General features: G+C 42.0%; 20 protein-coding genes. 13 read left to right on the top strand and 7 right to left on the bottom strand.

What is annotated here, in order from left to right; translation table 11 throughout:
- Nucleotides 1-114: 114 nt before the first annotated feature.
- From CWC02_RS20145 to rnm, 4 genes are all read right to left on the bottom strand, one after another.
- Nucleotides 115-966 carry a GNAT family N-acetyltransferase gene (locus tag CWC02_RS20145; RefSeq protein WP_138619904.1) on the bottom strand — a complete coding sequence of 284 codons (852 nt, stop codon included), beginning with the start codon at nt 964-966 and terminating at the stop codon, nt 115-117.
- Between the two features lie 74 nt (nt 967-1,040).
- Nucleotides 1,041-1,877 carry a segregation and condensation protein A gene (locus tag CWC02_RS20140; RefSeq protein ID WP_054552922.1) on the bottom strand — a complete coding sequence of 279 codons (837 nt, stop codon included), beginning with the start codon at nt 1,875-1,877 and terminating at the stop codon, nt 1,041-1,043.
- A gap of 8 nt (nt 1,878-1,885) precedes the next feature.
- Nucleotides 1,886-2,506: an L-threonylcarbamoyladenylate synthase gene (locus CWC02_RS20135; RefSeq protein WP_063704570.1), complete on the bottom strand. Its 621-nt coding sequence runs from the start codon at nt 2,504-2,506 to the stop codon at nt 1,886-1,888.
- Between the two features lie 9 nt (nt 2,507-2,515).
- On the bottom strand, nt 2,516-3,355 hold the full coding sequence (rnm, locus tag CWC02_RS20130; RefSeq protein ID WP_130166259.1) for an RNase RNM: 840 nt from the start codon (nt 3,353-3,355) through the stop codon (nt 2,516-2,518).
- 524 nt (nt 3,356-3,879) lie between these two features.
- Between rnm and CWC02_RS20125 the strand changes: the two genes are divergently transcribed.
- Genes CWC02_RS20125 through trpA form a run of 6 tightly spaced genes read left to right on the top strand, consistent with a single transcriptional unit; the run spans nt 3,880 to nt 10,440 of the window.
- Nucleotides 3,880-5,448, top strand: a complete 1,569-nt coding sequence (locus CWC02_RS20125; RefSeq protein WP_138619903.1) for an anthranilate synthase component 1 — start codon at nt 3,880-3,882, stop codon at nt 5,446-5,448.
- Nucleotides 5,448-6,053 carry an aminodeoxychorismate/anthranilate synthase component II gene (locus CWC02_RS20120; protein WP_138619902.1) on the top strand — a complete coding sequence of 202 codons (606 nt, stop codon included), beginning with the start codon at nt 5,448-5,450 and terminating at the stop codon, nt 6,051-6,053. Before CWC02_RS20125 ends, CWC02_RS20120 begins: the two co-directional genes overlap by 1 nt.
- 9 nt (nt 6,054-6,062) lie before the next feature.
- Nucleotides 6,063-7,082, top strand: a complete 1,020-nt coding sequence (gene trpD, locus CWC02_RS20115; protein WP_138619901.1) for an anthranilate phosphoribosyltransferase — start codon at nt 6,063-6,065, stop codon at nt 7,080-7,082.
- Nucleotides 7,075-8,439, top strand: coding sequence for a bifunctional indole-3-glycerol-phosphate synthase TrpC/phosphoribosylanthranilate isomerase TrpF (trpCF, locus tag CWC02_RS20110; protein WP_138602344.1), 1,365 nt, complete (start codon nt 7,075-7,077; stop codon nt 8,437-8,439). Before trpD ends, trpCF begins: the two co-directional genes overlap by 8 nt.
- 7 nt (nt 8,440-8,446) lie before the next feature.
- The gene (gene trpB, locus CWC02_RS20105; RefSeq protein ID WP_138619900.1) at nt 8,447-9,631 is read left to right on the top strand and encodes a tryptophan synthase subunit beta; all 1,185 of its coding nucleotides are present in this window, start codon (nt 8,447-8,449) and stop codon (nt 9,629-9,631) included.
- Complete coding sequence (trpA, locus tag CWC02_RS20100) at nt 9,628-10,440, top strand: tryptophan synthase subunit alpha (RefSeq protein ID WP_138619899.1); 813 nt, start codon at nt 9,628-9,630, stop codon at nt 10,438-10,440. Before trpB ends, trpA begins: the two co-directional genes overlap by 4 nt.
- 61 nt (nt 10,441-10,501) lie before the next feature.
- Here the strand turns inward: trpA and CWC02_RS20095 are convergent, their stop codons facing one another.
- Both CWC02_RS20095 and CWC02_RS20090 read right to left on the bottom strand, forming a co-directional pair.
- Nucleotides 10,502-11,074 (bottom strand): type 1 glutamine amidotransferase domain-containing protein, encoded by a 573-nt coding sequence (locus CWC02_RS20095; RefSeq protein ID WP_054552914.1) that lies wholly within the window; start codon nt 11,072-11,074, stop codon nt 10,502-10,504.
- A gap of 137 nt (nt 11,075-11,211) precedes the next feature.
- Complete coding sequence (locus CWC02_RS20090; RefSeq protein WP_138619898.1) at nt 11,212-11,481, bottom strand: HU family DNA-binding protein; 270 nt, start codon at nt 11,479-11,481, stop codon at nt 11,212-11,214.
- 194 nt (nt 11,482-11,675) lie between these two features.
- Between CWC02_RS20090 and CWC02_RS20085 the strand changes: the two genes are divergently transcribed.
- Together CWC02_RS20085 and CWC02_RS20080 are read left to right on the top strand one after the other, a co-directional pair.
- Entirely contained in the window at nt 11,676-12,263 is a 588-nt protein-coding gene (locus CWC02_RS20085; protein WP_054561224.1) for an inner membrane-spanning protein YciB, read from the top strand.
- Nucleotides 12,264-12,321: 58 nt separating this feature from the next.
- Nucleotides 12,322-12,960, top strand: coding sequence for a CPBP family glutamic-type intramembrane protease (locus tag CWC02_RS20080; RefSeq protein WP_054552911.1), 639 nt, complete (start codon nt 12,322-12,324; stop codon nt 12,958-12,960).
- A gap of 55 nt (nt 12,961-13,015) precedes the next feature.
- Here the strand turns inward: CWC02_RS20080 and CWC02_RS20075 are convergent, their stop codons facing one another.
- A complete protein-coding gene (locus CWC02_RS20075; protein ID WP_054552910.1) occupies nt 13,016-14,440 on the bottom strand; it encodes a sodium-dependent transporter in 1,425 nt (474 codons plus the stop codon).
- 176 nt (nt 14,441-14,616) lie between these two features.
- On the opposite strand from CWC02_RS20075, the gene CWC02_RS20070 reads away from it, so the two are divergent.
- From CWC02_RS20070 to CWC02_RS20050, 5 genes are all read left to right on the top strand, one after another.
- On the top strand, nt 14,617-14,916 hold the full coding sequence (locus CWC02_RS20070; protein ID WP_054552909.1) for a YciI family protein: 300 nt from the start codon (nt 14,617-14,619) through the stop codon (nt 14,914-14,916).
- A gap of 151 nt (nt 14,917-15,067) precedes the next feature.
- Entirely contained in the window at nt 15,068-15,319 is a 252-nt protein-coding gene (locus CWC02_RS20065; RefSeq protein WP_054552908.1) for a PepSY domain-containing protein, read from the top strand.
- 2 nt (nt 15,320-15,321) lie between these two features.
- Complete coding sequence (locus tag CWC02_RS20060; RefSeq protein WP_054552907.1) at nt 15,322-15,996, top strand: response regulator transcription factor; 675 nt, start codon at nt 15,322-15,324, stop codon at nt 15,994-15,996.
- On the top strand, nt 15,990-17,327 hold the full coding sequence (locus CWC02_RS20055; protein WP_054552906.1) for an ATP-binding protein: 1,338 nt from the start codon (nt 15,990-15,992) through the stop codon (nt 17,325-17,327). The genes CWC02_RS20060 and CWC02_RS20055 overlap by 7 nt, the downstream gene beginning before the upstream one ends.
- On the top strand, nt 17,314-17,730 hold the full coding sequence (locus CWC02_RS20050) for a hypothetical protein (RefSeq protein WP_138619897.1): 417 nt from the start codon (nt 17,314-17,316) through the stop codon (nt 17,728-17,730). The genes CWC02_RS20055 and CWC02_RS20050 overlap by 14 nt, the downstream gene beginning before the upstream one ends.
- Nucleotides 17,731-17,861: the final 131 nt, after the last annotated feature.

Here is a 17,861-nt window from a genome sequence, read left to right as displayed (position 1 = left end):
CTAGGTGCTAGGTGCTAGCAATATTATGAATACTCGTTGATAAAAGCATCTAATTCTTAACGTAATAAATTTTGAGTTTTACGCACAACCGTTTAATCACTCAACCCAATAAACTCAGCCTATTTCAAAAGAAGTGACGCCAAAAATACGGTTTAATGGCAAGTTCGGACATTCACCGGTGTACATTCTGGCGGTTTCAAATGACACTTGCATGTTGTATTTCTGTGCTAAAGCAACAGCAGCTTGATTGATTTCTGGTGTATCAAGGAAAATAGCGTCAGAGGCACCCACTTTAGATTTTAAAGCGAGGAACAAAGATTCAGCCAATTCTGGTGAGTCGGCAAATAGAGGGCCGACTTTAAAGCCGTTCTGGCACTTGCGAATTACGCCGTATCCTGCCAGTTCCCCATTGTTCATTACGCCCAAAGCGTCGCATTGGGGTTGACTTAACCATGCTTTAGTAAAGTTTGCTCTATTTACCGGGAAAAAAGCCTGTTCGTATGCGTCAATAATTTCGAATGGCACAGTATTAAGATCAACAATGTCAGCATTTTGCGGTAAATTACCACCGCCTACTCCTGCAAAACGGATATTGCGATAAGCCAGATTAAAACCAGATTTTTTGTAGTTCTCTTGCTGCTCCACCACACCATCAAGGCCAATATTCAACCCTTCAAGGCGCTTTAACGCGACATTCCAAATTTGCATTCCGTAGCCTTTGCCTCGGTAATCAGGTTTAACAATGTAAAAGCCGATAAAGCCAAATGCATCGTGATAATTAATGGCAGAAATTGTAGCAATAGGTTCATCATCTAGAAAACCGACAAGAAATCCTTCAGGATCAGCAGCAAAATAACACTCTGCATCATTAAGGCCCGGATTCCAGCCTTCTGCTGCAGCCCAATCAATCATGAGTTCGACTTCCTTCTTGGTCATGGTTTTGATTGTAAAATGTTTACTTTGCATCTGCTTTCCTTATATTTTTCAGTCTACTCTGACAGCTAACTTAAAACTTACTGCTTAAAACCATTAACTTCTAGCTATTCGCTTTCTTCCACCAAACCAACATAAATCTGGCTATTGGCATCTACCTGAAAGCAGCTGATCAGGTTTTCTTTCACCAGCTCTAACATGGCGATAAAGCTTACTACAACACCACTTCTGCCCTCTTCTACCGTAAAAAGAGTGCTAAAAGGCAGCTGTGATTGAGCCTCTGAGAGTTTATCTAAGATTAAGCTCATCCGTTCACGGGTTGATAAAGCCTCTGCGGTAATATGATGGTGTTCAAATGTTTTAGCTCGGGCCATAACGTCGCTTAGCGCAACTAACAAGTCTTTCATGTCAACGTCAGGTAACAGTACCTCACGCTCACTGAATTCTGGCACCAGTGCTTCGGCAACAAAAATATCGCGGCCTTCGCGAGGGATCTCATCAAGATTTTCTGCGGCTTTTTTAAATTGTTCGTATTCTTGTAAACGTCTTACAAGCTCAGCTCGTGGGTCTTCTTCCTCTTCAAGCTCTTCATGTTTTGGTAATAATAATCGTGATTTAATTTGTGCTAATAGCGCCGCCATCACAAGGTATTCACCTGCCAGCTCAAGCTGAAACTCGCTCATCATTTCAACATAACTCACGTATTGCTCTGTAATACTAAAAATAGAGAGCTCTAGTACATCGAGTTTATGTTTTTTGATTAAATACAGAAGTAAATCGAGAGGACCTTCAAAAGTTTCTAAAATGATCTCTAGCGCATCGGGTGGAATATATAAATCTTCAGGTTTATCAACCACTGCTTTGCCATGCAAAAAAGCCAGTGGCAGCTTTTGCTGTACTGGCTCTTGTAAATTATCTGGCGCGTCAAGCTCTGGGCTAGTCAATGAAGTCTCTACTCAAATGGTTTAGTATCACCACAACCCACACGTAAGATTTCGATGCTATCATCTGACAAGTCAATTACTGTGGTTGCCTGTTCAGGAAGATAACCACCATGAATAATTAAATCAACTTGCTTTTCAATGCGATCGCGAATTTCATCAGGATCTGCCTCGGTATATTGCTCACCCGGTAAAATTAAAGAGCACGACATTAACGGTTCACCTAATTCAGCCAATAAAGCACAGGTGATTGGGTGTTCGATAACACGAATACCAATGGTTTTTTTCTTTTCGTTTAATAAACGCTTTGGTACTTCTTTAGTGCCTTTAAAGATGAACGTATAAGGCCCTGGAGTATTATTTTTAATCAATCTGAATAACTGATTATCAACGCGAGCATAGGTAGATAGCTCAGATAAGTCGCGGCAGACCAAAGTAAAGTTATGGTGTTTTTCAATACCACGAATACGTTCAATGCGCTCTTTTGCTTGCTTATTACCAATGCTACAGCCAAGTGCGTAACCCGAATCGGTTGGGTATACAATAACACCGCCCTGCTTAATAATATCAACCGCTTGGCTGATTAAGCGTGGTTGCGGATTATCTGGATGAATATGAAAAAACTGACTCATTACACGCTCCTATTGCCCTTCCCATGCTTGCCAAACCCCTTGGCAATCTTTTGGTAAGTATAAATTTTTACCTAACTCCAACCAACTGGTCGGAAAATGAAAATCTGACCCTTGTGACGCAAGTAAGCCATATTCACGACTCAGTTCACCTAAAAACTGGCGCTCACTGGGTGCTTGCTGTGGTTGTGCAACTTCCATCGCATCGCCACCTGCGTCTTTAAACTCAATAATTAACTTACGTAGCCACTTGTTAGACATTTGATAACGCCCAGGGTGTGCTAGAACGGCAACCCCACCGGCTTGATGAATGGCAGCAATTGCAGTTTGCATATCGCACCAACTACTTGGTACATAACCTGTTTTTCCTCGCCCTAAGTATTTCTTAAATACCCCAGGAAAGTTTTTAGCTACACCACGTTCAATCAGTGCACGGGCAAAATGCGCCCGTGTGATTTGGGCGTTTTCGGCAAATGTTTTTGCTTGGTCGTAAATGCCTTCAAAACCATTTTTAGCAAGGCGACGACCTATCTCTAAAGCGCGCTCTTCACGCTTGCCTTGTTGCGCTTGTAATAATGACAACAGTGCGTCATTTTCATCATCAACATTTAAGCCAACAATATGAATTTCAAAGCTTTCCCATTTTGTTGATACTTCAACGCCAGCAATCAATTTAAGCGGTAAATTATCATCTGCAATGACTTGGCGAGCAGGTTTTATCGCACTTAACGTGTCGTGATCGGTAATTGCAAACACATCTATGTTTTTCTCAACCGCGCGGTGTAACAATTGCTCGACTGATAGCTGACCATCTGAGTATGTGGTGTGGCTATGTAAATCGTATTTTATCAAAGGGAAAGACTGCTTTACGTAAGTTCTTGAATCAATGATGTGAGTATAACAAAAATTTACTGCCAGGGCGTGATTATCTTTTTAGGTTAGACATATATACCCACATAAATGGGCAATTGCGATGGGTAAATGCCGAACACGTATTAATATGTAAATTAATGCTTGACAGTATCCGCTTAGGTACGCTTTACTGTATGCACTTTCAGACACGTTAAATAAGCAATAACAATGAACAAAACAATTCAAATCACAATTTGGTGGTGGCACTCGTAACTAGCGGGTGACGAATTGTCGTGTCTAACGATTTCAAAACCCGCTCAAGTAGCGGGTTTTTTTATATCTAAATTTTAAGGTTTTATAATGAATTACATAGCAACTCTTACACATCATTGGTGGTGGCGCCTGGCTTAGCGGGACGGTAAGGGTCTATCTAATTTATAGGCATCTTTATACGAACCCCGCCAAGCATCGCTTCGCGGGGTTTTGTTTTTTAAAGAGTTTTTGGGAATGAGGGAGAATGAGGTTTGATTTTTAGTCATATAACAACGACACCGGGTGAAGTAACCAGTATCACTCAAGTGCGCGACTACATCAGTAGCCCACTTGCGTTATACAGTTTACTCGATAAGCCTAATTCACTGCTCTTAGAGTCTGCTGAAATTGATTCTAAAGACAGTGTAAAAAGTCTAATTTTGGTTGACTCAGCGCTACGTATTGTTTGCCAAGGCAAACAGGTCACACTCACTGCACAGTCAAATAATGGCAAGCAATTACTGCCTTATTTACAAACTCATGTGCAAAACTGCTCTGCAGAGCTTGTAGAAGACACATTAACGTTAACCTACAACGAGGTAGCAAGCGACATTGATGAAGCCAGTAAATTAGTAGCAGATAATGCATTTAGTGCGCTACGTAGCTGTATTAATAGTATTAAAAGCACCACAGATAACCCATTTTCTGTGTTCTTAGGCGGTGTATTTGCCTACGATATGGTTGCTAATTTCGAAACCCTTTCTGATGTGCCTGACGGCGAAAACAGCTGCCCAGATTATGTTTTCTACCTCGCAGAAACGTTAGTTGTCATCGACCATCAAGCAAAAACAACCGAGCTAATTGGCAACGTATTTAACGGCCCTGAAGTCCATGCAAACTGCTTTGAGGTTGGTCAACAGTTAGAGCGTTTAAATGCCGTATGTGACAATGCACAAAGCTACCAAGGGCAAAAGCAAACAGGCTCAAACCCAATTTCTGTTGATGTTAGCGACGAGCAATACTGCGAACATGTCATCAAGTTAAAAAACAACATCGTTGATGGCGATATTTTCCAAGTTGTTCCATCACGTACTTTTTCTCTCGCCTGCCCTGACTCACTTCATGCTTACAGCCAATTAAAACAACAAAACCCAAGCCCATATATGTTTTACATGCGCGATGAAGAGTTCGTGTTATTCGGCGCATCACCCGAGTCAGCCCTCAAATATTGCGCAGAGAGTAAACAAGTTGAGGTATACCCTATTGCCGGCACTCGCCCTCGTGGCAAGTTTGCTAATGGGCAAATTAATCCAGACCTAGACAGCCGCATTGAGCTTGAGCTTCGCAACGACCAAAAAGAACGTGCCGAGCACCTGATGTTAGTTGATTTAGCAAGAAATGATGTAGCCCGTATTAGCGTACCAGGCACTCGTCACGCAAAAGAATTATTAAAAGTAGACCGCTACTCACAAGTGATGCATTTAGTTTCACGCGTGGTGGGTACTTTAAAACCTGAACTCGATGCGCTACATGCTTACCAAGCTTGTATGAACATGGGCACCTTAGTGGGTGCACCTAAAGTACGCGCTGCTGAGTTAGTTCGTAAAACCGAACAAAAACGCCGCGGCAGCTATGGTGGTGCTGTGGGTTATTTAACGGGCGATGGCGCCATGGATAGCTGTATTGTTATTCGCTCTGCCTTTGTTAAAAACGGCACAGCCTATGTGCAAGCAGGTGCAGGTGTGGTGTTTGATTCAGATCCACAATCAGAAGCCAATGAAACCCGCGCTAAAGCACAAGCTGTGATCACTGCGATTCAATCGACTTACGAGGCACAATAATGACGACAACATCAGCCTATAAAATCTACTTTTTAGATAACTTTGATTCATTTAGTTATAACTTAGTCGATGAACTTTCTATGTTAGGATGCCAGTTAGTGGTATACCGTAATAATATCAGTGCACAAAACATCTTCGACAAAATGTGCCAAGAGACAGTGCCTGTATTATTAGTGCTATCACCTGGCCCTGGCGCGCCATCTGATGCGGGTTGTTTAATGGAGCTCATTGAACTGTGTAAAGGCCGCTTCCCTATGCTCGGCATCTGTTTAGGCCAGCAAGCACTAACACAAAGCTACGGTGGGGTTATTGGTCATGCAGGCGAAACTGTGCATGGCAAGTCATCAATTATTTCGTTGACTGAACACCCAGTATTCGCGGGTATGGGCGATAAAATGCCGGTTGCTCGTTATCATTCATTAATGGCAACCAAAGTCCCTGATGACGTTGAAGTAATTGCTTGTTATGAAAATATTCCGATGGCAATTTACCATCAACAAGATAATGCCCTTGGCTATCAGTTTCATCCTGAGTCAATTTTAACGCCAAATGGCGCATTGCTATTACAGCAAAGCTTTGAATTTTTAACCGCACGCGTGCAGTAGAGGAATAACATGGAAGCAACAACTCAAACCCAGTTAAACCAATTATTAGCAAAGCAAGATTTATCATTTTCGCAAGCAACTGCATTATTTGATGCCATCATGAATGGCCAGCTTAATGATATTGAATTAACGGCTGCACTTATCGCCCTAAAACTAAAAGGCGAAACAAGTGATGAAATCGCCGGTGCGGCGGCATCAATGCGCGCCAATGCAGTGCCATTTCAAACCAGCAAAACCTTACTTGCTGATAGCTGTGGTACCGGTGGCGACGGCTCAAACACAATTAATATTAGTACCACGGCTGCTATTGTTGCTGCCGCTGCGGGCATCAACATGGTCAAACATGGTAATCGCAGTGTGTCGAGTAACTCGGGCTCTGCAGATTTACTTAAAGCCTTGGGTATCAATATCGATATGAGCCCTGAGCAAGCTGCCCATTGTTTAGACAATACCGGCTTTACATTTTTATTTGCACCGCATTATCACAGTGGTGTACGCCATGCGATGGGCGTGCGCACGGCCCTTAAAAGCCGCACAATTTTTAATATTTTAGGGCCACTGGCCAACCCTGCTGCCCCTGAGGTGCAATTGCTTGGTGTTTATGACCCTTCGCTGTGTTTACCCATGGCCGAAACCCTAAAAACCCTTGGCACAAAACGCGCTATGGTGGTTCACGGTGCAGGCACTGACGAAATTGCCTTACACGGAACAACCAAAGTGGTTGAACTTAATAACGGTGAACTGAGTGAATACACGCTAACAGCGAGCGATTTTGGTCTTGCAAACTATTCACTTGAACAACTAGCAGGCCAAGGCCCAGAATATAACGCAAAAGCAAGCTTAGCGATTTTACAAGGTCAAGGTGAAATGGCGCATAACGCAGCCATTATAGCCAACGTTGCCGCTCTTCTTTATTTAACCGATAAAGCAAGTGATTTAAAAGCAGCTGCAGATCAAGTAAGCAATTTATTAGCATCAGGCAAAGCGATGGACACATTGAACGCAATTATTGAGGTAAGTCATGGCTAACGTGTTAGACAAAATTGTTGCCGACAAACGCATTGAATTAGAACAAAGAAAAGCACAGCGCCCGCTTGAGTCATTCATTAGCGAGGTTGTGCCAACCAAGCGAGACTTTGAAGGCGCATTAGCAGCAACCGGTACACAGTTTATTTTAGAATGTAAAAAGGCCTCACCGTCAAAAGGACTTATTCGCGAACCATTTAATTTAGACGAAATTACATCGGTTTATAAAAAGTACGCAACCTGTATGAGCGTACTAACGGATGAAAAATATTTCCAAGGTAGCTATCAGTACCTTGAGTATGTGCGCAGCCAAGTTGAACAGCCGCTTATTTGTAAAGACTTCTTTATTGATGAGTACCAAGTATATTTAGCACGCTTATCTGGTGGTGATGCCATTTTATTAATGCTCTCTGTCCTTGATGACGAGCAATATTTAGCGCTTCACAAGGTGGCTGACTCTTTAAACATGTCAGTACTCACTGAAGTCAGTAATGAGCAAGAAGTAAGCCGTGCTCTTGCACTTAATGCCAGCCTAATTGGTATTAATAACCGCGACCTTCGTGATTTAAGTACTGATCTTGCAACAACTGAGCGTTTACGTCAGCTTATCCCAAATGACAAAGTGGTAATTTCAGAGTCAGGCATTTATACCCATAAAGATGTAAAACGCCTTGCACCATTGTGCGATGGCTTTTTAATTGGCAGCTCATTAATGGCTGAGCGCGACTTAGAAGCCGCATGCCGTAAAGTCATTTTAGGTGAGAACAAAGTGTGCGGTTTAACCCGTTCACAAGATGCGATAGCAGCCTACGCCAGTGGTGCTGTGTATGGTGGCTTAATTTTTTATCCTAAGTCACCGCGTTATGTCGATATCGACTGTGCCAAGCAAGTTACGCAAAGTGCCCCGCTCGCGTATGTGGGTGTGTTTGTCAATGCACCTCTAGAACAAGTGGTCGATTATGCACAAAGCTTAAAATTAGCTGCAGTGCAATTACATGGTGACGAGAATAGCGAGTATATTCAAAGTCTCAGAAAGCAATTACCGCTTGGCTGTGAAATTTGGAAAGCCCAAGCCGTTAAAGGCGAATTACCCAAACCGCTTGAAGGGGTTGACCGCCATTTGTACGACACTTACAGCAAAAGCCAAAAAGGCGGCACAGGCGAAGCATTTGATTGGTCTGTGCTTGAGACGGCAACCGTGCCGTTTATGTTAGCCGGGGGTTTAAACCCAGAAAATATTCACGCAGCGCTTTATCGCGGTGCTAATGGTCTTGACCTAAATTCTGGCGTTGAAGCGTCAGCGGGTAAAAAGTGCCAAACAAAATTACAAAATGCGTTTTCGCATATCAGAAATTATTGAGGTTAGAATGCAAAATCCAGCTTATTTCGGTGAATTCGGTGGTATGTTTGTACCACAGCTGCTTGTGCCAGCACTCAAGCAACTAGAAGCAGAGTTTAATAAATCGCAAAACGATCCAGCTTTTCAGGCTGAGTTTGAAAAACTATTAAATGAATACGCAGGCCGCCCTACGCCATTAACACTGACACGTAACTTAGTTAAAAACCCTAAGGTAAAACTGTATTTAAAGCGTGAAGATTTACTGCACGGCGGTGCACACAAAACCAATCAAGTACTTGGTCAAGCACTCCTTACCAAACGCATGGGTAAAAAAGAAGTGATTGCAGAAACAGGTGCCGGCCAACACGGTGTTGCAACAGCCCTAGCCTGTGCCTTACTTGGCTTAAAGTGCCGTATTTACATGGGTGCAAAAGACGTTGAACGTCAACAACCAAATGTATTTCGTATGAAATTAATGGGCGCAGAGGTTATTCCTGTCACAGCGGGCTCTGGCACCTTAAAAGATGCCGTAAACGAAGCCCTGCGTGACTGGTCAGCAAATTACAAAGATGCTCACTATCTACTAGGCACTGCAGCAGGCCCTCACCCATTCCCAACCATGGTGCGTGAGTTCCAAAAAATGATTGGTGAAGAAGCAAAACAACAAGTGCTAAAAGCTGAAGGTCGCTTACCGGATGCTGTGCTTGCTTGCGTGGGTGGAGGCTCTAACGCGATAGGTATGTTCACAGACTTTATTGATGAACCAAGCGTAAAACTAATTGGTGTAGAACCAGCTGGTAAAGGCTTAGATACCCACCAGCATGGTGCAACCTTATGTAAAGGCACAAAAGGTATCTTACACGGTACCTATACATACATTATGCAAGATGATGATGGTCAAATTGAAGAGTCTTACTCTGTATCAGCAGGTCTTGATTACCCAGCTGTTGGTCCACAACATGCGCACTTACATGAAACTGGCCGTGCAGAGTACGTAGGTATTACCGATACTGAAGCGCTTGAAGCATTCCAACTACTGGCTAAAAACGAAGGGATTATTCCAGCGCTTGAATCAAGCCATGCCCTCGCATATGCCCTTAAATATGCCGAGCAACAAACCGAAGACACCATTTTAGTGGTTAACCTAAGCGGTCGAGGCGATAAAGATTTAGCTCACGTACACAGTGTTTTATCAGAAGGAGGCGCACTATGAGCCAGACTAACCGTTACGGACAACTGTTCGCCACATTAAATGAAACAAACCAAGGTGCTTTTGTACCCTTTGTTACGATTGGCGATCCTAATAAAGCACTGAGCGTAGAAATCATCAAAAGCTTAATTGATGGCGGCGCTGATGCCCTTGAGCTAGGTATTCCATTTTCAGATCCGATTGCAGATGGCCCAGTGATCCAAGCTGCCAACATTCGTGCTCTTGATGAAAACATTAATACCCAAGATTGCTTTGATATTATTAAACAAGTGCGCCAGTACAATGCCGATATTCCAATTGGCCTGTTGTTGTATTCAAACTTAGTGTTTAAACGTGGCATTGAGAAGTTCTATCAAGATGCTAAAGAAGCCGGTGTCGATTCAATTTTAGTGGCTGACGTGCCGCTACATGAGTCAAAGCTATTTCGCCAAACAGCGATGAAAAATGGTATTGACCCAATTTTTATTGCTACACCGAATGCTGATGATGACACGTTACGAGAGTGTGCGTCATATGGCCGCGGTTACACATACCTTCTTTCACGCGCAGGTGTGACAGGCACAGAAACCAAGGCACAAATGCCAGCAGATTCATTAGTTAAAAAACTAAAAGATTACCATGCTGCACCGGCATTATTAGGCTTTGGTGTATCAACACCGGAAGATGTTAAATCAGCACTTGAGTCAGGGGCCGCTGGTGCGATTTCAGGCTCTGCGGTTGTTAAAATTATCGAGGCAAACCTTGATGATCAAGCAGCAATGCTAACTGGTTTAAAAGAGTATGTAGCTAGTATGAAAGCAGCTACAAAGTAAGTTTGTTTTTATTACTAAAAAAGGGCCATGTAGGCCCTTTTTTGTGCTTAACAATTTATGATTAATGATGGCGATGCTCGCCCTCTTTAATTTCTTCTATGAATTTTCGATTAAAAGCCTCTAAGTCGGCTGGGCTTCGGCTTGTAACTATGCCCTCATCAACACACACCTCTTGATCAACCCAATTAGCTCCTGCATTGATTAAATCAGTTTTAATACTTGGGTATGAGGTTACTTTGCGATCACGTAGTTTATTAATTTCGGCTAATAACCATGGGCCGTGGCAAATCGCGGCGATGGGCTTGTTTTTACCGGCACTGAAAAAACCATCAACAAAGGCTTTTGCTTCGCTATCTTGACGTAACGTATCTGGGTTAAATAAGCCACCAGGCAGAAGTAACGCGTCATACTCAGCAGAGTCTGCTTCGCTGACTACACGGTCAACACTGACTCGCTCACCCCATTGGTTTTCATCCCATGCGGTGATATCGCCACGCTCAAGTGACACAACTTCGACAAGTGCACCCGCTTCTAATAATGCGCTTCGTGGTGACAATAGCTCGCTTTGCTCAAAACCATTGGTTGCAAGAATAGCAATCTTTTTACCATTCAGTTGGCTATTTAAATTTGACATGTTATCTCCTTATTTAGGTAAACCTAAATGATTAACAGCATACAACATGCCAAACTTAATATATTGAAAGTATTGAATAAATTTTCAGGTGTTCTATTTATGCTCTGTAAATACTACAACAGCTTTGCAAATCCTGCTTATAAACCGTCTTTGAGTGCTTTAGCAGGTTTAAAAACTGGCTTGTTAGCGCCTTCTATTTCAATTTCTTCACCGGTTTGTGGGTTGCGTCCTTTGCGTGCTGGGTAATAACTCAGAGCAAACGTACCAAAGCCATTAATTTGCACTTGATCGCCCTCAGAAAGAGACTTTTCGATAGCATTTAACATGCTGGTTAAGGCAACTTGAGTGTCTTTTTTTGTTAATTCACTGTGGGCAGCCATTTGCGATACTAACGCGGCTTTATTCATAAAAAGTGCTCCAAAATACGCCGCTTAATCATCTGAGGTTAAGCGGAAAAAGATAAGTTAAAACAACCTAAACGCAGGTTTAGGCCAGATTGGCTCGGGAGGCTAAGCTTTCAGGGCTGCTAAGTCAACCTTGTATCTTGCACGATAACTTGATACAACCCAGTATCTTTTTAAATTAGAGCATTTGTAAATTTATGCATGCGATTATTGAATACATCCCGCTGATCCTGTTTTTTGCGGTTTTCAAGTTAGTTGATATTTATTGGGCAACAGCCTTGCTGATGCTAACCACCTTAATTCAAGTTGCTTACTGTTATTTTAAAGATGGTAAAGTGCCAACCCGTCACTGGGTGTTTTTTGCCATAGCGGTGGTGTTAGGTACCCTCACCTTAGTGTTCCACGACGAGCAGTTCGTAAAATGGAAAGCCACCATTGTGTATGCCATTTTCAGTGTTACTTTGCTGGTAAGCCGCTATGTACTTGGCAAAAACTTAGTGAAAAAAGCACTAAGCTCGATTTTAGAAAATGCCTCTGAGAGTAAACAAGAAATCAACGTACCTGAAGCGCTCTGGAATAAGCTTAACCTGTTTTGGGTTGCAGTGACTGCTGGTATCTCGGCGCTGAATATCTACATTGCCTATAACTTCTCGCTCGATTTTTGGGTTAACTTTAAAGTGTTTGGCTTAATGGGCATTACCTTTGTTTGCGTGTTAGCAACGATCATCACCCTGTTCAAATACTTACCAGAAGATGACGAAGAGAAAGATCCAAAGCAATCTTAATGTCATAAATCTGTCGTCTTAGCTTGTTAGCGTAAGCAAAAAACACGCTGAGACGACATTGAACGCTAACCAATACCGCTGGCTTGAATTTACCCTCATATTTGTTTCTTTGCCGCTATTAGGCTTCTTTCTTCGTGCCTACCTCGCTAACTGGCTTATTCCTGCCCTTATTATTTTAATGGCCGTGTGCGGCATGTTGCTTTTATCTGATCCCCATTTTAAACGCTTTCGTTTAACAAGCCTTGGGCAATTTAGTGCGGTAAAACGTCGCTTATTTAGTTTCTTCTTTTTAGGGGCGCTATTCTCTGGAATGTTTTACGGGATCATGAATCAAGAAAACTGGTTTTCACTGCCACGAAACTCGTTTAACGATTGGCTAATGTTGTTATTGCTCTACCCTATTTTATCGGTGATGCCGCAAGAGCTGATTTTTAGAACCTACTTTTTCCATCGCTACAAACGCATTATGCCAAGTAAAACGGTGCGTATTATTGTCAGCGCATCAGTGTTTGCATTGGCGCATATTGTCTATGCGAATGTATTGGCCGTACTGTTGGCTTTTTTAGGGGGGCTGCTGTTTTCTTATACTTACGCGCAAAGCCGCTCAACCTTCGTATGTGTGATTGAACACAGCTTATGGGGACTTTGGATGTTTACCCTTGGCTTGGGTGATGTGCTCGATGCGGGGGCCTTTTAATTTAATAGGCATAAAAAAGCCGCGCAAAGTGCGCGGCTAAGTATTGAACTGGTCTTTAAAATCCGAAAATACTAAATGCAAAAAACTTAGTCGCCACCGTATTTACAAAGATTAGTAATAAAATGGCAGGGATAAACGTTGATAGTGAGAAGTTCACATACTTCTCTGTGAAGCTGCCAATATAGCCTTCACAGCCTTGGCTTAACTCTGCCGACAAGTTTGCTTTTTTCCAACGATACATAACGAATAAACACACCATTAAACCGTTAAGCGGTAAAATTGTGTCGTAAAACACATCATAAACAATATCAAATAAGCTCTTATCTGCACCGCCATAGCTAACAAACTTTGTAAGCGAGTCAACCATACCAAATGACATTGTACACAGCACAGTTAAAACACCTGTAGATAAAGTTAAGATAGCCAGTGCTTTTTTACGGCTAATACCTTTGCGGTCGCTTAAAGTCGCTGTTGGCACCTCTACAATTGATACAAGTGACGTAATTGCAGCAAAAAAGACAAGTAAGAAGAATACAAACGCAACAATTGATGCACCCACGTAGCCAATATCAGCTTGTAACGCTAATAAAATTTTTGGTAGGTAAACAAAAATCATCGATACTGACGAATCTGATAAATTACTAGGGTCAGTATCTGGGTTAAAACTGAAAATAGCTGGAAGCACCATTAGACCAGCAATAAATGCCACCATCGAGTCAGTAACTGCAACCATTTTTGCACTACCAACAATGTCATCTTTCTTAGAAATATACGATGCATAGGTCATTAAGATACCCATACCCAGTGACAACGAGAAAAACGCTTGAGCTAATGCACCATTTAATACGCTGGCATCCATTTTTGAAAAGTCAGGAACAACATAGTACTTAACACCGGCCATTGCGTTATCAAGAGTTAGTACGTATACAACCAACGCGGTGAGTAGTACAAATAAAGCTGGCATCATAAACTTAGCCGCTTTTTCAATACCTTCTTTAACACCGCCCACTAAAATCAAGTTAACGATGATGGCAACCACGGCCATATAACCAAACACGGTGTAGCTATTGATAAAGGTGCCAAAATTATCCGGCTGCGCCAAGGCATCTAGATTACCAAAAGCGGTTTGCGATAAATAACCGAAAATCCATACCGTGATCACCATGTAAAAAACAGCAATCATAAATGGCGTTAATACAGCTAAAAAGCCAGCAAAGTTCCATTTTGGATCATTACCCGCTAAAAATTTGTATGAACCTAGTGGATCTTTTTGCGCTTTACGACCCATGGCCATTTCAGCCATCATCACTGGCAAACAGATAAAAATGACAAACAATGCATAGACTAAAAGGAAAGCACCACCGCCGTTTTTTGTGGCTGAAACAGGAAAACCTACTAAGTTTCCGATACCTACAGCAGAACCGGCTGCCGCTAAAATAAAACCGAGGCGGGAGCTAAAATGCTCGCGTTTTTCGCTCATTTAAAAACCTTATTATTATTTTCTCAACCCAGCGACTCTACCAGTGTTACACCGCGTATTTCAAGCTTTATAAGTTAAAGTTATATGGGTTTGTGTAAAGATTATTACGCGAATAATCTCTCGTCTATTGCTAAGAATATGCTACTATTTTTTAAAAATAACATTGAGAACACACCATGCTGTATATGATTTATTCAACTGATGTTGAAAATAGTTTAGAAGCTCGCAAATCTGCACGTCCTGCTCACTTAGCACGCCTTCAAGAATTAGACGATCAAAACCGTTTATTTACGGCAGGCCCATTGCCAGCCATTGACAGTGAAGATCCGGCTGACGCTGGTTTTACTGGTTCATTAGTGGTTGCTGAGTTTGAGTCATTAGAAGCAGCACGTGAATGGGCAGCAAACGATCCGTATATTGCGGCGGGTGTTTACGACAACTCAGTGGTAAAACCATTTAAGAAAGTATTTGGTTAACCTCTGAACTTAACTGAACCAATAATTCAGTGTTTGTTCACGGCTTATTAACTAAGATTTGGCTATTGAATTACAGAATTTAACGTAATTACTTGAATTTTAGTTAATTGGTTAATTAAACTAAATGGGTCTGGTTTAGGAGTTCCCCGTCATGCGCATATTATTAGCCTTCAGTTTTAGTCTTTTATTTGCATTATCAAGCTTTCATGCTGATGCCAATAAGAAACAAGCCCAAGAGGTGACTAAAAAGCAGGCTGTGACGATCGCCAAAAAGTCTGAAGACGGTCGAACCCTAAAAATCACAGAGCAAGATAAAGTATTTACCGTAAGAATTTTAAAAACGAACGGCCACGTGGTTGATGTCCATGTGAACAAAAAGACTGGCGAAGTGAAAAAGGATTAAGAATGCGAATTTTAGTTATTGAAGATGATTTACACTTAGCAGATAACCTTCGTAATGCCCTAGAAAAAGAGCGTTACAGCGTTGACCTTTGTCACGATGGTGAAGCTGGTTTATTCCATATTACCGAATACCCGCTAGATATGGCGGTAGTCGATTTAGGCTTACCTAAAGTTGATGGTATTGAACTAATTACCAAAGCACGCGCACAAGGTATTACCATTCCTATTTTGATTTTAACGGCACGTGACCGTTGGCAAGATAAAGTAGAAGGCTTAGATGCAGGTGCAGATGACTACCTAACTAAACCTTTCCACGTTGAAGAGCTAATTGCCCGCTGTAATGCACTTATCCGCCGTAGCGCCGGTAAAGCAAACCCAGAAATGACAGCTGGCCCTATTAAAATTCATACTCGCTCACAGCAAGTATGGGTTAACGATAAAGAACTTAGCTTAACGGCATACGAATACAAAGTTTTAGAATACCTAATGGTTAATCCACAAAAGGTAATTTCTAAATCTGAACTAACTGAGCACATTTACGACCAAGACTTTGACCTTGATTCAAACGTAATCGAAGTTTTCGTATTACGTTTACGTAAGAAGCTTGACCCTGATGGTACCCTTAACCCAGTTGAAACATTACGCGGCCGTGGTTATAGGCTAAAAAGTCAGTGGTAGCATCGCAAATACCGCTTAAAGTAAGGCAAGGATTTATCCTTGTCTTTGTTTTATTAGTCGCCCTACCAATTCTGTTTTTCTCAATTGGTAAGGCTTACTACGCCTCTTTGGTCGAAGCGACCGAAAAAACCCTCGAAGCTCACTTATATTCATTAATTTCTGAAGTTGATTTCACTGAACGTGGCATTGTTATGCCTAGCACCATCTTAACGCCAGAGCTAAATCGATTAAACTCAGATACCTACGCGATGGTTTATCGCGGTGACTTACCAGTTTGGTATTCTGAATCGGCTACTAATATCAACTTTATTCCTGATAACTTTGAAGCCCCAGCTGGCTCTGCGGATTTTCGTCGGGTTGAATACAACAATACCGTATATTGGCAATTAACCCTTACCGTTATTTTAGAAAACATTGACCAATCAGAGCATGCACGTTTTATCCTATTAAAGCGTAATGATGCCCTACTGAGGTTGATGGATGGCTTTAAGCAGACACTCGTAAATTGGATGTATGTCATGGGAGTGTCCATTGCTGCACTCATGGCGATTGGTTTTGTTTGGAGTGCAAGACCACTGCAACGACTCGATAAAGAAATTAAAGCCATTGAGTCGGGTGATAACCAACAAATTAAAGGTCTTTACCCGGTTGAACTACAAACTATTAAAGCCGATTTAAACTTATTGCTTGAATCGCAGCAACGCCAAAAAGAGCGTTACCGTGCTTCGTTGAGCGACCTTGCTCATGCATTAAAAACGCCTTTGGCAGTGCTTAAATCAAGCCCTTTAGCCAATGATGCGGATGCACAAGAGCAGCTAGACCGAATTAATGTGATGATCGAACACCAGTTAAAGCGCGCTGCAACAGGTGCGTCTGACACATGGAAGAAACAAACTCATATCAAGCCTGTTATTGACTCAATTATAAGCGCGATGAGCAAGGTTTATCGCGACAAAGATATTATATTTACCTCAGAGGTTAGTGAAAAAGACTATTTCTTGGGTGATAAAACAGATTTGATGGAACTACTTGGTAATTTAATCGATAATGCCTGTAAAGCTTGCCGTTCACAGGTCGATATAAAGGTTAAGCAGAACAAAAAGTTAACCCTCAGTATAAGTGATGATGGCCCAGGTGTCCCTGAGCACAAGCGTGAATCATTACTGACTCGCGGAACCAGACTCGATACCTATGAAAGTGGCCACGGTGTCGGCATGGCTATCGTGTCGGATTTAGTCAACTCGTATAATGGCACCTTAACCATTAAAGATGCAGAGAAACTAGCCGGTGCTGAGTTTATATTAGAGTTTAATTACCATGATAAAAAATAAAACATCAATACTCGTTAAGGGCAGCTTTCTAGCTTTAATTGCGAGTGCATCGCATGCTCAAGCAGAGCAAACGTGTGAGCTTGCTAGCAACAATACCAATGACACCAAACGCTATATTCAATGTCTTGATCAAGTTATCGCCGATCTGCAGCGTGACCAAAAGATGTGGATTAATAAGCTCACTATGGATCTTGAGAAAATCAAAGAAGATAGCGGTAACAGCCAATTGCTACCGATTTTTAATCGCAGCATCAAGAACCAAGAGCGTTATTTAGAAGACAGCTGTCGTTGGCGTTATCTACAAAAAATGCCAAATAGTACGAAAGCCGCTATTGCCTACAAGCAATGTGAAATTGAGATCCTAAAAAACCATGTGCAGGTTTTACAGCGACCTCTAAAGTAATAGCAACTCACAGATTTTCATGGACAAAAAGGCGCTTAAGCGCCTTTTTATACCAATTCGCTTAATTAAGTGGTCTATTTTGAGGCAAGAGAACCTCGTTGATAGCAAGGCAAAAATTTCGTTATTTAGTT

This window comes from Pseudoalteromonas sp. S2721 (assembly GCF_005887425.1).
GTDB classification, from domain to species: Bacteria; Pseudomonadota; Gammaproteobacteria; order Enterobacterales; family Alteromonadaceae; genus Pseudoalteromonas; species Pseudoalteromonas simplex.
The sequence above is the reverse complement of the archived record's forward strand: the minus strand, read 5'-3'. Positions and strand labels throughout refer to the sequence as shown.